The following is a 16,222-nucleotide window of genomic DNA, read 5'->3' on the forward strand; positions in this document are numbered from 1 at the left end:
CAGACATGGCGGAAAGGGCTATGCATTGAGCACGAACTTTTCTATAGCTTTAGCGACACCGTGCTCATCATTACTTGCCGTAATGTAGTCAGCGATTTGCTTGGTTTCTTCCATTGCATTTGCCATCGCGATACCAAGGCCAGCGTATTTCAGCATGTGGTGGTCATTTTCTGCGTCACCCATACAGATAACTTCTTCCGGTTTAATTCCCAGATACTCGGCAATTGCGGCAACACCAATACCTTTGTTGCTCGCAGGGTTAAGAAACTCAAGGAAAAACGGAGCGCTTTGAACAACCGTAAACGCTTCGCGCATTTCAGCTGGCAGTGCTGCTATAACTTCTGTTAGTTTGCTTGGCTCTGCAACCATCATAGCTTTGATGATTGGATGATCGTCTTCTAGTGATTCGAAGTTCATCTCGGTGACATTTAAGCCATTTATCTTTGCTTCAATATCGGTGTAAGGGTTGTGTTCGTTGGTGATTAAACCATGAACTTGACTAAAAGCATGGACGTACGCACCTAGCTCTTCGGCTTTTCGCGCCACCAATTTTGCAGCTTTACCATCTATGATTTGCTGGTGGATGATGTCGTTTGTGCCTACGTTCTTGACCATCGAACCGTTGTAGTAAAGAACAAAATCTCGATCGGAATGGATATTCAGTTCGTCGAGCTTGTCTTGCATTCCTTCTAATGGGCGACCAGAAGCGAGAACGACAGTAACGCCTGCTTCTCGAGCTTTTGCGATCGCTTGTTTGTTTTCTTCAGAAATGGCTTTATCACTATTGAGTAGCGTGCCATCCATATCTAGTGCGATCAGTTTATACATCATTTCTTACCTTAAAGTTTTTTGGGAGCTGTCAGTGAATAAGGCTTGGTTTAACGTTAACCAGAAACCTATATTCATTACGCTATGAAACTACAAAATGGTCTATTTTAACAATTAATTTTTGGTTTAAATTGACCTAGACACGCGTGTCCATTATGGTCTTCGCCTCGAAATGTTATGAGTTGAGTGAGTTCTGCGTTGTATAAGCTAAATGAGATGTTTGAAACCATCCAAGGGGAAGGGGTTTTCACTGGAGTCCCTGCTGTTTTTGTTCGGCTTCAAGAGTGTCCGGTTGGTTGCTCATGGTGCGATACCAAACAAACGTGGTATGCAGATGAGAATGATCAACGTCAAATAGGCGATATTCTGGTGAAAACGGAAGACTCTCCGACGTGGTGTGTTGCATCTGCCGAGAACATCGTAGAGCAATATCAACAGCAAGGCTTTAATGCTAAGCATATCGTGATTACTGGTGGAGAGCCTTGTATTTATGATCTGCGCCCTTTAACAAAGGCGTTTGAAGATATGGGGTGCCAATGCCAAATTGAAACCAGTGGCACATCAGAAGTGATTACTTCAGAAAATACGTGGGTGACAGTGTCACCAAAAGTAGCAATGAAAGGTAAATTACCAGTGCTTAATAGCGCGTTAGAGCGGGCAAATGAGATTAAGCATCCAGTCGGCACCCAGAAAGACATCGACCACCTTGATGACCTTTTAGCAAATGCGAACGTAGCGGCTGAGACTATCATTGCACTACAACCAATTAGCCAGAAGCCTCGTGCTACGCAATTGTGTATTGATACGTGCATTGCCCGCAATTGGCGTTTGTCTGTTCAAACTCATAAATATTTGAGTATTGCTTAGACGAGAGACTCGTCATCATTCGAGGTAGCTTTTCTATCTAATCCCGGTTTCGCGAGTAATGCCGTTGGTAGCTTTGCTATCGAAACATTGTCGATATATCTAAGCAATTTATAGCGTTGTAAAAGCTAAGCAGTGTTGGCTGTTGTGGTGTAGTGCTATCTTTGGTTCGACAATCGTTTCGCATTTAATTGATGCCACCAATCTGGCGGCATCAAAATGAAGCTCTGTTGGCTGGAGTTTCACGCTGAGATAAAACGTTTAGAAGCTAACGCAAAAGGTTTTATCCCAGCGCTATTACCGCTAACAAAGACTATTTGCTCGCTAAGTATTCTTCTAAGCCGCTTTGTCGCAGTAGGCACGCTGGGCATTCACCACAGCCTTTACCAACGATTCCGTTGTAACATGTTAACGTATTGTTTTGGACAAACTCCAACATATTGTTCTTATCAGCTAGAGCCCAGGTCTCTGCTTTAGTAAGCCACATTAAAGGAGTCTTAATGTTGAAGGCTTTATCCATACCTAAATTGCAAGAGAGATTTAGAGAGCGAATAAAGTTGTCTCGGCAGTCAGGGTAACCACTAAAGTCTGTTTCGCAGACTCCCGTAATGATGTCTTGAATGCCAAGCTGGTAAGCATGGATACATGCGTAAGTAAGAAAGAGAATGTTTCTCCCTGGAACGAATGTATTGGGTACGTTAGCGTCGCTTAAGTCATTAGATACCGGAATGTTGTCTCTTGTCAGCGAGCTTATCGCTAACTCATTAATTGATTTTACATCCAGGACTTTGTGGCTTTTGATGTTAAGTTGCTTACCTAATTCGATAGCGATATCTATTTCATCTGAATGACGCTGGCCATAATCAAACGTTATAGCATGAACCTCATCATATGTATTTAATGCATCGATTAAGCAGGTCGTAGAGTCCTGCCCACCGGAAAAAACCACAAGTGCTTTTGTTGTAGCCATGTTGAACCCTTAGTTATGCTCTTTGATTCTTTGGTATTGATACGTATTCTTAGGCGTTTAATCCCAATTACGTACTCGACTTCGTGGCGATTGCGTCCGCAATCAGCTGGGCTGTGCTCTCAAGCACTCTTTGCTTGTCATCATTTGACAGCTTGTGGAGATTCACAGCAAGTTCAGCGGTGATTTCATCTTCACAAAAAAAATAGTTTAGAGGCACGTTTAGCTCATCTGCGATAAGTTTGAGCGTTTTTACGTCGGGAGTATGGCGCTCCCTTTCGTATTGATTCATCCTTGCACTTGCAGAACTATCATCCATGCCGATACGGATGCCCAGTGCTTTTTGGGATAGATTCGCTTGTTTACGCGCATGCTTAAGGCGGGCTGGGAGTGGATTATTAAACAACACTTAAAGTTCATACGAAGGACTTGGATGACTAAGATTATCTTAGTTTTTCTGATTTGTGTATACTAAGTAATGCTTAGTTATTGCCGAGGTCGCCAAGGCCGTGTCTGTATAACTAAAAAAGATTTCGTATCTTTAGGTTGATTAAGTGACGTTGAATCTACTTCTTCAAAAACTGCCGTATGAAGGAGCGAGTAAGGGCACGAGAAACCGCAGCGATTTGTAGAGCAGAATTTGCTCTTCACATAAACGTAGTCGTCTAAGTTGAAGAGCAATATTGTTCTTGATGATCAACTATATACTTAAGTAAATAACTGTGTCGCACAATAGATCAGAGCTGCTGCTAAGCTCATATTGATGACTTTGCCATATCTCTGGAATTGCGATTGAAGTAGCTTTCCTGCAACGGCCCAGACTACGTTGCTAAGAAGTGCGATCAAAGCAAGAATGAGGCTAGTCGCTAAGATCCAGTAGATATTCTGAGTGTGGGGCAGTACGAACGTAGAAATAGAGGTAATTCCATAAAGAATGATTTTCACATTAACGAACTGCAAACCGAAACCTGTTAAGAAACTGATACCTTTAGAATTATCCGATGAAGTTTTGATCTCACTCGTAGCAAGCCCCCAAGCCAACCAAACAATATAAGCTGCTCCAATCCATGTTAGCCAAGGTGTAATCACGGGCAAGAGGCTGATCATGTTATACGTGAAAGCGCCACAAAGTAGCATCAAAACAACATAGCCACAAAACATCCCCGAAATCACTTTTGTTGAGCGTTTTAGTCCATATTGCGTCGCGATGCTGAGCGATAAAATGTTGTTTGGCCCTGGTGTAATTGAAGTAATGATTACGTAAGTAAAAAATGCGGTGTAGATGGCGGTCATCTCTATCTCTCCTGTTTTTACTGCACTATACTTCGCTACAATTGATTAAAAAATTGAATAAATTAAAACTTAGACTTTTAATTTATTGAACTGTTGGTTGTGGAGTCTAGTCATGAATCTAAAACGCTTTCTTACTTTTAAAGCTATTGTTGAAGAAGGATCGTTTCTAAAAGCGTCACAGAAGCTTTATTGCACGCAATCAACCGTCACCTTTCAAATCAAGCAGTTGGAACAAGATCTGTCTCTGCAGCTGTTCGAAAAAATAGGGCGTAAGATGGTTTTGACTCAAGCAGGAGAAAAGATACTGCCTTACGTCTATGAACTGTCGCGAGTGATGGAAAATATTGAGGGAACAGCACAGCAAGAAAACTCGGAGCCGACCGGTGAATTGAAAGTGCTGGTTGCTGAGACTCAACTTGCTTATAAGATGGCTAATGTTTTAAAAGAGTTCAGGATCAGAGCGCCCAATGTCAGACTCTCTCTGCAATCACAAAATTGCTATCAGATTCGAGATGAGTTGATAGCGGATAAAGCTGATTTAGGTGTGTTTTATCGAGTAGGTAATGACGATACGCTCAAGGTCCACGAGTTTGAGCACGAGCCACTGGTATTGGTTGCTTCACCGCTTTTAAAAGGGCTAGATTTAAAGAAGAGAGAGCAACATATTGATTTAGGGTTTATAAGCAATGGCCCTAAGTGCCTTTTTCGACGGATGTTTGAGAGCATTATTCAGGAGCGTGATATTAGCATCGACAACATGATCGAACTTAGCAGTATTAATACGATCAAAAATTGCGTTGAGAGTAATATTGGTATCTCTTACTTACCTCGTTTTACGGTTGAAAAAGAGTTGCAAGAGGGCAGTTTACAAGAGCTTGAGTTCACCGAATTTTCACAGATGATCAAGCCACTCTGCGCTTATCATGCTGGGAAGTGTGTGACGCCGGCGATGGAAGTCTTTATTGATTGTATGCGTAACGAGTATGAACGGCTTTCTACTCAGAGTCGGTGATCTTTAATATGTTCTATCTGATATAGTTTCGTTTTTACTCCTTTTTATTTTTTAAGTGGCTACTTCTAATTTATTGATTTTTATTGCTTTGTTTTGAATCCGACTGTTGTGGGATGATAAATGGGATCTGATGTGAAGAGCTATTTATTGACGGAAAGAGATAAGATATAAAAACGACGGCGTGTGATAACTAGATTAGATAAGGTTACATAATTAACAGTGTAATAAATTCCATTCTTTATGGATTATTTTCAACGAGACTTAATTGTTACGGTTCGTTATTATTAACTCGTTAACGCATCCATTGCTAGGAAGTTAACTTACGCATATTGTTTTTTTCATCATTTGCAGCAAATATAATTTGCTGCTTTTTTTTAACCAAAAAAGTTCAAAGCTTGAACTACAAGCTATGAACTTTTATTTATACTTAGTGGTTTTCTACTTTAATAAGTAAAACACCGTTTAAAAGTATCGCGTAACCTAGTAACTCTAAGCTTTCTTCGACCAAGTTTTTCACGTCTCTATTGTATGAGTTCCCCATAAACTCGACCCAAAAATCACCATACCCTGCAAAGCGTGAGAATAAGAAAACAATAAAAAAGCCAATCGTTAATGTCGTGAAGCTAGAATGAGAAATGAAAAGTTTTACCTCATTTTTTATGTTAACTATGTTATTAAAACAAAAATAACAGACCGAGACTATTATAATCCAAGCAGGATACTTCCATGAACCGTGAGGGAAATACTGCTCTATGTGGTAGTCCATTTCTCTAACGAATATAACCATAAAAAATGAAGACATTATTACTAATATGTGTTTGAGTTCAAGATATTCCTTAGATTTATACAAACACATTAACGATGAAAAAAGCACAAATGCTATTTGAGTCATTTCTATAAGAGAGTTCTCCGATGTGCTTTTGTCCATTTGTACGCTAAAATAAATCGTTGCTAACGTGTAAATAACCAAAAAAATAAGATAAGATATTTTATATACTAACAAACTAGTGACCGAGGTGTGTTTTTCTTTAATATACATCGTAACTTGTATAGGTGATGGATTTGTTAGTATTATAAATCAAGAATGTTTTATATTTAGTGAATTAAGCGCCATTTAGAATGGAACTTAATTCACCTAACATTAAACTCCTATGAATCTTAAATATTCCTGTTTTAACTTATTGATTTTATTTGATGTTTTATTTTCTGTTAATTTTGGTTAAATAGAATTACCTAGCTTTTATTGAAATGCTTTTCCCATATTGGTGGTATGCCAATTTCTTCTTGAACGATATCAATGAATGCCCTAACCAATGGTGATTGCTGACGGTGTGAGTACATGGCATAAATATCACCAAAATCTTGAGTTTCATATTCTGGTAAAAGTTGAACTAAATTAGAAGACTCTAGGTTGTTAGGGAGCATAAATTGACCTATAAGTGCTGCGCCCAGACCTGACTTTACGCTTTCAATTATTAGCTCAGCTTCATTTACCATGTATGACCCTGATATTGGGTATGTATCTAAACCATCTGATTTTGCTTTGTCGTAGAATTTAAGTTTATCGACAATAAAATTACCATTTGAATAAATAATAAAAGGTAGCTTAACTAACTCATCAGGCGTTTCTGGGTTACCATGTTTTTCAATTAAATTTCGAGAAGCAATGATTGCAGTCGTATTTTTTGCTAATTTTCTTGCTACCATTGATGAATCCCTCATAGGTCCGATTCGAAAAGCAATATCAAAATTACTTCTAATCACGTCTACATGAAGATCATCTAGCATTAGTTCAACACTTGCTTTTGGGTACTTATGTAAAAACTTCTCTATCGAAGGTTGTAGATAGAGTTTTCCAAATAATGTTGAGCTTGAAATTCGTACTTTCCCTGAAGGCTCAGTCTGAAAGTTCTCCGCTATTTGTTGAGTATCATCAAGGAGTTGAGATATTTGGTCTGCTTTTTCTACTATTTGCTTGCCGACTTGTGTTAATGAAAGAGAGCGAGTCGTTCTGTTTAATAGCCTAACGCCTAAGTGCTCTTCTAACTGCTTGATGTGTTTAGACAAAACAGAGCGGTCGATATTCATCCCATCTGCTGCTTTTGCAAAAGATCCAGCTTTAGAGACTTCTAAAAGCAGGTGTAGTTTATTTGCTAAATCCACAATGTTTATCCACGTTAGATATTAGCGTATTAGTTTCATGTATAACTTCTGCTCTGTCTAGAAATTATTAATATACTTAATAACCAAAAGAAAAGGGAGCAATAGCTCCCTTTAGTATGAATTTAAATGAGTATTTATATTATGGTTATAGTGTTTGACGTTTTTTGTTTCGACTCACTAACATGTAAAAAACAGGTGTGAGTAGTAATCCAAATACCGTTACGCCTACCATACCCGAGAATACAGCAATACCCATTGCTTGTCGCATTTCCGCTCCGGCCCCTGTACCAATCATTAATGGAATAACACCAGCGGTAAATGCAATTGATGTCATTAGAATCGGTCGAAGACGTAAACGACATGCTTCCAAAATCGCTGATAAGGTATCTTGGCCATTGTCTTTAAGTTCTTTAGCGAACTCCACCATCAAGATGGCATTTTTACACGCTAGAGCCACAAGGACAATCAAAGCAATTTGTGTGAATATATTGTTGTCACCACCAATGAACCAAACACCTGCTAGTGCAGAAAAAATGGTCATAGGAACGATCAAAATGATAGCGAATGGCAGTTTTAAACTCTCGTACTGCGAAGCTAGCACCATGAAAACTAACAAAACAACAAGTGGGAATATATACACCATCGTGTTACCAGCCAAAATCTGCTGGTAGGTTACATCAGTCCATTCATAAACCATTCCCTCTGCTAGGTTTTGATCCAGTACTTCCTCAATAGCCGTTTGGGCTTGGTCAGAACTGTAACCAAAAGCAGGACTGCCGTTTAGTTCTGCACTAGGGTAGCCGTTATAGTGCATCACGCGGTCAGGCCCAATCGTGGGTATGATCTCCAGTACAGCGCCGAGAGGAACCATTTGTCCGGCAGCATTTCTTACTTTGTAGTTAAGTATTTGGTCAGGTTCGAGACGATAGTTCATGTCTGCCTGGGCATTCACTTTGTATGTTCTACCAAACATATTGAAGTCATTGACGTATAATGATCCTAAATAAACTTGAAGCGCATCAAAAACCTGCTCTAGAGGAACACCTTGCAGCATCGCTTGTTCACGATCTATTTGGATGTCCATCTGCGGCACTTGTATACGAAATGTGGAATATAATCCCATCAGCTCGGGTCTTGTTGATGCCTCACTTATTACCAAGTTCAATTGCTTGAAGAGCTCATCAAACCCCTTGTTCGCTCGGTCTTCGATTTGAAGTTTAAAGCCGCCAGTAGAGCCAAGTCCTTGGATTGGTGGTGGTGGAAAAATCGCAACGAAGGCTTCATCAATGATTGAAAAGCTCTTATTCAAAGATGCAACAATCGCATTTGCTCCGAGAGTTGGATCATTTCGTTTATCGAAGTCCTCAAGCGTAACAAAAACGATGCCACTATTCGGACTGTTAGTAAAACCATTGACCGATAAGCCTGGGAAAGAAATGGTTTGTGCTACGCCAGGTGTTGCCAGCGCGAGGTTTTCCATTTCTTTAATAACGGACTCTGTTCGATCTAAACTTGCTGCATCTGGAAGTTGGGCGATCGCAACTAAATACTGCTTATCTTGTTGAGGAATGAATCCTCCAGGAACAGCTTTGAATAGAGAAACCGTTCCCCCGAGTAACGCAATGTATACCACCACAACAACAAGGCTATAGCGAATCAGCTTCTTGACCAGAGCTTGATATTGGTTCGAGCTATACTCAAAAATTCTATTGAATGGCGCAAAAACATACTTACCAAAAACCGCATCCAAGAGCTTGGTTAGCCGATCGGGTTTTGCGTTCTTATCTTGTAATAGCAGTGCTGATAAAGCAGGCGATAACGTCAACGAGTTAATTGCTGAAATAATCGTCGAGATCGTAATTGTTAGTGCGAACTGCTTATAAAACTGACCGGATAACCCTGTAATAAAGGTCGTCGGGATGAACACCGCACATAACACTAAAGCAATTGCAATAATTGGCCCGGTAACTTCGGTCATTGCTTGTTTCGTTGCTTCTAGTGGTGCAAGTCCATTATGGATGTTCCGTTCCACGTTTTCGACGACAACAATGGCGTCATCGACGACGATGCCTATGGCGAGAACAAGCCCAAACAACGAAAGCGTGTTAATCGATACTCCAAGCATTTGCATTACGGCGAACGTACCGATTAATGAAACAGGCACCGCAATGATAGGGATGATAGACGCGCGCCATGTTTGCAAAAACAAAATGACTACGACAACAACAAGTACAATTGCCTCTAGCAGAGTATGAACCACCGCGTCTATCGAACCACGAACAAAGACGGTCGGGTCGTAGGCTATTTCATATGAAACTCCAGCTGGAAAGGCTGTTTGTAAACGGTCCATGGTTGAACGAACCTGATTAGATAGCTCAATAGCATTAGCACCAGGGCGCTGGAATACGGGCATCGCCACCGCTGGTTTACCATTTAACAAGGCGCGCAGTGCATAAGAGTTTTGACCTAGCTCTACGCGTGCAACGTCTTTAAGACGTGTCAAAGCCCCTGTTTCGTCAACTTTTACTACAATGTCGTTGAATTCATCAATATTCTCCAAACGGCCCTTTACGCTCAACAAAACTTGGAATTGGTTTTCATTAGCGGCTGGTTGCGCACCTAATGAGCCTGCTGCCACCTGTTGGTTTTGAGATCGGACGGCTGAGACAACGTCCATTACGGTTAGATTTCTAGAAGCGAGCTCATCTGGATTTAACCACAAGCGCATTGAGTACTCATCACCACCGAAAAGGCGCACATCACCAACGCCTCCGAGCCGAGCTATCTCATCTTTCAAGTTTAAATTAGCGTAGTTAGCTAAATAACTGACTTCACGGCTAGAATCTGGAGAATATATATGCACAACCATGGTGAGATCAGGAGAGGCTTTTTCGGCAACAACTCCTAACCGTTGGACGGCTTCTGGTAATCGGGGCAAAGCTGTAGTGACGCGGTTTTGAATTTGAACCTGAGCTTTGTCCAAGTCCGTACCTAAAGCAAAGGTTACGGTCAATGTCATTCTGCCGTCACTGGTTGCCTGCGAAAACATATATAACATGTTTTCTGTACCATTAATTTCTTGCTCCAGAGGCGTAGCAACTGTTTCTGCGATTACTTTTGGGTTCGCACCAGGATAGTTTGCTGTAACTACCACTGTAGGAGGGACAACCTCTGGATATTCACTCACAGGCAACTGTAAAAGTGAAATTGCGCCTACTATTAATATCAATAGCGATAACATAGAGGCAAATATGGGTCTTTGAATAAAAAAGTGTGCAAATTTCATTCGGTTGTCTTCTTAGTCTTGAGCTAAACGTTTGTTTGGCAACGATGTTGAGTTTGAAGCCATAATCAATGAAGTGTTGCTAATATCTAGCGTGACATTTTTTGGTGTGATTTTGCTATTTGGGCCAACTTTTGCTGGGCCATTTACCGCAATAACTGAGTCGGCGTTCAAGCCATTCTCGATGGCACGAAATGTTCCGTAACGTTCGCCTAAGGTTACGATGCTGTATTGCAACGTATTCTCTTCATTGAGTGTTAATACAAAGCGGTTTTCTAGATCTGTGCCAATAGAACGCTCTGGAACGAGAACTCGTTCAACTGGTTTGGTTGTTGATATCTGAACTCGGCCAAACGATCCCACTTTTAAGTTTGATTTTGTTGCATCGAATACCGCTCGAACCTGCAAAGTACCGGTGTTTTCGTTGATGGAGTTGTCGACAAAGTCAACGCGTCCAAAAAACTCCTGCCCATTTTGTCCAGATAGTTCAAGACGAGTAGGTAAGTTAGAGTCGGCATTGATTGTCGAGAAGTAACGGTTCCAAGTTCGCTCATCGACATCAAAGTATGCATATACCTGATCGTTAGAGACAATGTTTGATATAACGCTTTGATTTGCGTTTACATTGTTTCCTTTAGTAATGAATGCTCTTGAAATAGTGCCGCTAATAGGGGCATATATCTTCGTAAACTCAAGATCTAACTTTGCGGATTCTAACTGAGCACGCAAAGCCATTAGTTCTGCAGAGCGTTGCTTTACTGCGGTATCTCGGGCCTCTGCTTGTTCCGCTGAGATGGCTTTTCGCTTAACCAGTTGAGCGGCTCTCTTTTGTTCGTTTGCTGCTTGCTCTAGCGCAGCTCGAGCACTCTTAACTTGCGCTTCAAGTCGTGAGACCTGAGCTTTGAAGGTTCGATCATCAAGAGTGACGAGTAAGTCGCCTTTGTTGACACTCTGTCCGTCTTTGAACTCTACCGTTTCAATAACTCCGGAAACGCGTGGCATTAAAGAAACTTTCTCTGGTGCTTGAAGCCTTGTTGTAAAGGTGAACCACGATTGAACGGGCTCATAGATGACTTTGGAGACGTCTATCGTAGGTAAGGGAGTATTAGGTTGTTTGGTTATCTCTTCGTCTGCACAAGCAGCTAAAACGGATAAAAGGCCAATGCCGAAAACTTTCTTTAACATTTGTCGCGCCCTAAATGATTCTGTTCATACTAAAAGGAACGGCATTGTATTCATTGTACCTATGGGTAAATAGGCCCTCAGCGAACATAGAGTAGTGATAAAAATGCACGATTAAATATTGGTCAAAATGCTCACTTTTTGGTTTGAAAAAGGTCAGTTTAGGGTTTTAAAGACGTGGAGTATTGTTAAATGTAATAAGCCATAATAGATAGGAATAACTAAACAGAAGCTAAAGATAGCGACGAAAATTAAAGCGTTTTTAATTCGTGCATTATTTGCAATTCACTGATGCAATTTGAACCATAAAAAATTGAAATTAATTTTGTAAAATCCATTTCCCATCACATAAAGAATAAAAACTAAATAAGGAATTGTGCAGTGGATCTCGCAAGCCAACTTGAATTACTACTGGATGTCTCTGAATACGGAACTTTTGCTAAGGCTGCTGACAGAAATCATATAGATCGTTCAGCTTTGTCAAAACAGATCAAAAAGCTAGAGGATGAATTGGGCTTACGGCTGTTAAACCGTTCCACGCGTTCGCTATCCCTGACCAATGCAGGTGTTGAGATGGTGGCGCAAGCTAAGAAAGTAAGAGAGGTTCTAACTGAAACTCGTAGTATTGCTGCTACATTTCAGGATGAACCGAAGGGTAACTTGAAAATATCAAGCTCCACTTTCTTTGGCAGAGCATACTTAAATCAGGCAGTTAAAGAGTTTATAAAACAGTACCCAAACATTACTGTAGAGCTGCTGCTCGATGATAATCGAGTCGATGTTATCCACGAAGGTTTTGATGTTGTGTTTCGTATCGGACCAATCCGAGAGTCCAACATGATAGTACGTAAGTTGGCAAGCAATAATATGGCACTGGTTGCATCAAAGAGTTTTATTGACAAGTATGGAACTCCGAGCTCTCCAGAAGAGCTTATAAAAATGCCAGCAGTAATATACTCTAATGCTAACTTTAAGGCGGATAAGCTACGTATAGCGCCAAGCCAGTCATCAAGCGACGTTAGAACGTATAATATCAATGGGCAGTACTTCGTTAATGAAACTGAGTTAATGCTCGATGCCGTAAAATCTGATTTAGGGTATGCTTTAATTGGGCAGTTCTTTCTTCAGGAGAGTTTGAGTAAACAAGATCTTGTACAGTTGCTTCCTGATTATAATCTTCCCGCAATAGGGGAAATATATGCAATGTATACTCACCGAAATCAACAACCATTAGCCAAACTGTTCATTGATACTGTTCAAAAAATAATAGGGACGCCTCCTGTTTGGATGGATTATCTCAACTAATATGAGTACTAGGACATAATGTTTTAGATTGAGGGCTTGTTTATATTTATCCATAGAATATGGTTGAATTTGCACTTTAAAAATAATTGCCACTGTTCATAATTTCACTCGATTCAAACAACACAAGTAGTGGTAATTAAATGAAAATGACAAGAACGTCGATCGCAATCTCAGCACTTTTTTCTGCAAGTGCTGCAAATTCAGCCGTAGTTTATGAAGATCAAGAATCAGTATTAAATATTCATGGCCGAGCGCAAGGGATGTATTATTTCTCTGATGATAAAAATGCAGACGGAGATAATAGCTACATTCGTGTAGGACTTGCAGGTGAGTCTAAAATAAATGAAGATCTTTATGCCTTCGGCTTATATGAGTTGGAATTTAAGTCTAATCGCAGAGATGCTGATGGGATTGAAGATGATGAATTTGATATCCGAAAAGGCTATGTAGGAGTTGGTGCAGATTACGGAACAGTAAGTTATGGACGTCAATACGGTGCGGTCACTTTAGTATCTGACTACACGGATATTTTCCCGGAGTTTGGTAATGAAGCTGCTGGCGTAAGTGCGGATCTATATGGTACCGGTCGCTCCGATTCAGTATTTAAGCTAACGACAAGCTATGAAGGTTTGAATATTCATGTTAGCTATCAGGCTGAAAACGATGAAGTGTCAACAGATGCAGCCTCTTATGGTGCGGCGGCGGACTACAAGTTGCCATATGGCTTCAAAGTTGCGCTTGGTTACAACGAAGGTGAAGGGCAATCGGGTGCAGAAGATGCAGAGCTGCTAACGGGTGCTATTGCATTTGAATACGACAAGTTTTATGCCTCTGTTTTATACAGTGATGGTGAAAACTGGGCTAAAGATGGTTCTGAAAGTAATATTGATTACACCGGTATTGAAGCAGTTGCCACTTATGAAATAACAGATAAGCTTTGGGCACTTGTTGGCTATAACAATCTAGAGCGTGATGATGAAGACGTCGTCGATTACTACTCACTAGGTGCAGAGTACGATTTGACTTCTAATTTTAAAGCACTAGCAGAATACAGAATTACAGATGTAGACAATGAAGACGATATTCTTGCAATAGCTGCGAGATATTCATTCTAAAAAATTAATAAATATAAAAAGCCTGAAACTATGTTCAGGCTTTTTTATTTATCGGTGTAATTTTATAAGTGCTGATTTTCATCCATATATAATGGATTATATTGATCGTTACTTATTAAAGTGTTTTGGATATAATTGTTCTGTTAGCTAGTCCACTGCTAGTTTTCATTTTCATATTTTTTGAATGATGATTTTTTTCTTTGGCAACAAGAAGTATCTTGTTGCCTTTTTTTATTTTTACGTCTTATGGTTAATTAAAACAAAAAGAGTTTTTTATATATTGCTATAAACGAGAAAAATATAACGACAATTGTCAATCTTAGGTTGAGTTAATCTTCATAAAAAAGTGAACTCAATTTCAAGGGTCTTTTTCATTTAAGTGATGTGGAATCCATATGGCGAACCAAGTGAATGATAAAGCGCCAAACGACGAAATGTATCTCAATGAAGATTGGAAAAATGATTTTTATGTAAACGATAGAGGTAGGGATTGATACTGTTTATGTAAGGAGAGAGCGATTTATGAAAAGCAGTCGTTTCAATGTGATTAGACACCTTTACTTTCTTAAAATAGGAAGGGCTCTAAGAAAGTAAAGGTGCAGATGATTTTTTAGTTTTTACCGCCGTCACTTGTTCTGAAGTGATAATCGAAGTTTATGATTGCACGATATTTAACTTCATCACGGTTAAGTGCGTATTCTTCAACTCTCACCTTACTATCATCGATTGCAATATCACGAGGGAAACCGCTTCCAATGATGTTTAGACGATTTCTAAGTTCATGTTTTGATAGCGTTTGGTATTCATCGACAAGATCAAACGCAGAGCTATAAGCGGCATCTTTTGTCGTAAAGTCATTGAGAACAACTTTGTTTGTAGAGTGTTCGACATGAATACCAGCAGTAGCAGATAAACTGAATAATAATAGTGATGAGAGCGTCATTAGTTTTTTCATATAGTCACCTTTTTATTTGTATTACAAAGTCAAGATGTCCAACGAATCCTTGTTAATATCTCTCGACAAAGGTGATGGTGCCATTATAGAAATGTGCTGTACATCACATTTGTGACCATTGACTATGGAAGAATTGTCAACAATAAAACTCAAGCACTTTTGACATTACGGTCAATGTGAAAAAGCGAATATCTGTATGGTTTCGTTAATAATTAAACCACTCTCGGAAACGCTGACTATTCAGTCAAAGCGTATGTTTCTTGTCGTTATAGTGACCTGCCTACAACTTAATCACTTAATGCATGCAATTCAATTGCAATGGCTTGGTATAGATTTTCATTCAGATCTTCCAGCTTAGTAACGATCCTACAAATTCTAGTGATTAAAAAGTCATTGTTTGTGGTTTTTTATTCTATTGTCGTGTATAAAAAAACTTTACAACAAATGATAAAGGAATATCCATGAAAAAGTTATTGTGTTTTGCTGCACTGGGGTTAGCTGTTTCGACGACGGTTAATGCAGACCCAATTTTAGACGACATCAAAAGTACAGGGGAGCTAAAAGTCTGCTTTGATTCTGGGTATATGCCTTTTGAAATGACAGCAAAAAATGGGCAGTACATCGGGTTTGATATCGATTTGGGTAAGCAAATGGCGCGTGCCATGGATGTTAAGTTTGTTCCGGTAAACACTTCATGGGATGGCATTATCCCAACACTGTTGACTGGTAAGTGTCACATGATTATGGGCGGGATGACTATCACACCTATGCGAAATACTCAGGTGAATTTCGCTGATCCCTATGTGGTTATTGGTCAATCCATTCTCGTAGATCTCAAACATGAAGGTAAAGTGTCTAGTTACCGAGATCTCAATAGTCCAGAATATGTTGTTGCAACTAAGCTTGGGACAACGGGTGAGCAAGCGGTAAAACGATACCTTCCGAAAGCTAAGATAAATCTATACGAAACTCAGTCTGAAGCGGTACTTGAGGTTGCCAACGGAAAGGTAGATGCGTTTGTTTATGACTTTCCTTACAACTCTATTTATGTGGCGGAAAACAAAGGGCAGTTAATGCACTTGGCTAAACCGTTTACTTACGAGCCTTTGGGTTGGGCTGTGCCGCAAGGAAATCCAGATACGCTTAACTTCTTAAACAACTATTTACGTCAAATTAAGGGCGATGGAACTTACGATCGCATTTACGATAAGTGGTTTAACGACGATAAATGGTTAAAGCAAGTTAAGTAATCATT

Annotated in this window: 13 protein-coding genes; 5 read left to right on the top strand and 8 right to left on the bottom strand. The window is 39.8% G+C overall.

Annotated elements, in window-relative coordinates; all coding sequences use genetic code 11:
• Positions 1–18 precede the first annotated feature (18 nt).
• Complete coding sequence (locus R8N49_RS13655) at positions 19–828, bottom strand: Cof-type HAD-IIB family hydrolase (RefSeq protein WP_017821691.1); 810 nt, start codon at positions 826–828, stop codon at positions 19–21.
• A gap of 216 nt (positions 829–1,044) precedes the next feature.
• Here R8N49_RS13655 and queE point away from each other — a divergent pair, with 216 nt between their 5' ends.
• Positions 1,045–1,695 carry a 7-carboxy-7-deazaguanine synthase QueE gene (queE, locus tag R8N49_RS13660; protein ID WP_005377296.1) on the top strand — a complete coding sequence of 217 codons (651 nt, stop codon included), beginning with the start codon at positions 1,045–1,047 and terminating at the stop codon, positions 1,693–1,695.
• Positions 1,696–2,005: 310 nt separating this feature from the next.
• Here queE and queC read toward each other — a convergent pair whose 3' ends face one another.
• The 3 genes from queC to eamB all read right to left on the bottom strand — a co-directional run bounded on the left by queC (position 2,006) and on the right by eamB (position 3,952).
• A complete protein-coding gene (gene queC, locus R8N49_RS13665; protein WP_258489137.1) occupies positions 2,006–2,662 on the bottom strand; it encodes a 7-cyano-7-deazaguanine synthase QueC in 657 nt (218 codons plus the stop codon).
• A 67-nt stretch (positions 2,663–2,729) separates the two neighbouring features.
• Complete coding sequence (locus R8N49_RS13670; protein ID WP_005388200.1) at positions 2,730–3,068, bottom strand: helix-turn-helix domain-containing protein; 339 nt, start codon at positions 3,066–3,068, stop codon at positions 2,730–2,732.
• Positions 3,069–3,367: 299 nt separating this feature from the next.
• Positions 3,368–3,952: a cysteine/O-acetylserine transporter gene (gene eamB / locus R8N49_RS13675; RefSeq protein WP_005388201.1), complete on the bottom strand. Its 585-nt coding sequence runs from the start codon at positions 3,950–3,952 to the stop codon at positions 3,368–3,370.
• A 112-nt stretch (positions 3,953–4,064) separates the two neighbouring features.
• Here eamB and R8N49_RS13680 point away from each other — a divergent pair, with 112 nt between their 5' ends.
• Positions 4,065–4,964 (top strand): LysR family transcriptional regulator, encoded by a 900-nt coding sequence (locus tag R8N49_RS13680; protein ID WP_053307039.1) that lies wholly within the window; start codon positions 4,065–4,067, stop codon positions 4,962–4,964.
• A gap of 1,233 nt (positions 4,965–6,197) precedes the next feature.
• Here the strand turns inward: R8N49_RS13680 and R8N49_RS13685 are convergent.
• The 3 genes from R8N49_RS13685 to R8N49_RS13695 all read right to left on the bottom strand — a co-directional run bounded on the left by R8N49_RS13685 (position 6,198) and on the right by R8N49_RS13695 (position 11,595).
• On the bottom strand, positions 6,198–7,127 hold the full coding sequence (locus R8N49_RS13685; protein WP_025768139.1) for a LysR family transcriptional regulator: 930 nt from the start codon (positions 7,125–7,127) through the stop codon (positions 6,198–6,200).
• Positions 7,128–7,272: 145 nt separating this feature from the next.
• The gene (locus tag R8N49_RS13690) at positions 7,273–10,413 is read right to left on the bottom strand and encodes a multidrug efflux RND transporter permease subunit (RefSeq protein ID WP_318190004.1); all 3,141 of its coding nucleotides are present in this window, start codon (positions 10,411–10,413) and stop codon (positions 7,273–7,275) included.
• Between the two features lie 12 nt (positions 10,414–10,425).
• On the bottom strand, positions 10,426–11,595 hold the full coding sequence (locus R8N49_RS13695) for an efflux RND transporter periplasmic adaptor subunit (protein WP_054579512.1): 1,170 nt from the start codon (positions 11,593–11,595) through the stop codon (positions 10,426–10,428).
• 378 nt (positions 11,596–11,973) lie between these two features.
• Here R8N49_RS13695 and R8N49_RS13700 point away from each other — a divergent pair, with 378 nt between their 5' ends.
• Both R8N49_RS13700 and R8N49_RS13705 read left to right on the top strand, forming a co-directional pair.
• A complete protein-coding gene (locus tag R8N49_RS13700; protein WP_005377321.1) occupies positions 11,974–12,897 on the top strand; it encodes a LysR family transcriptional regulator in 924 nt (307 codons plus the stop codon).
• Positions 12,898–13,037: 140 nt separating this feature from the next.
• Positions 13,038–14,012, top strand: coding sequence for a porin (locus R8N49_RS13705; RefSeq protein WP_213967925.1), 975 nt, complete (start codon positions 13,038–13,040; stop codon positions 14,010–14,012).
• 610 nt (positions 14,013–14,622) lie between these two features.
• On the opposite strand, the gene R8N49_RS13710 is transcribed toward R8N49_RS13705, so the two are convergent.
• Positions 14,623–14,967 carry a DUF3316 domain-containing protein gene (locus tag R8N49_RS13710; protein WP_005377323.1) on the bottom strand — a complete coding sequence of 115 codons (345 nt, stop codon included), beginning with the start codon at positions 14,965–14,967 and terminating at the stop codon, positions 14,623–14,625.
• Between the two features lie 461 nt (positions 14,968–15,428).
• Between R8N49_RS13710 and R8N49_RS13715 the strand changes: the two genes are divergently transcribed.
• Positions 15,429–16,217: a transporter substrate-binding domain-containing protein gene (locus R8N49_RS13715; protein ID WP_005377324.1), complete on the top strand. Its 789-nt coding sequence runs from the start codon at positions 15,429–15,431 to the stop codon at positions 16,215–16,217.
• Positions 16,218–16,222 lie beyond the last annotated feature (5 nt).

The organism is Vibrio sp. 1978 (assembly GCF_033344345.1).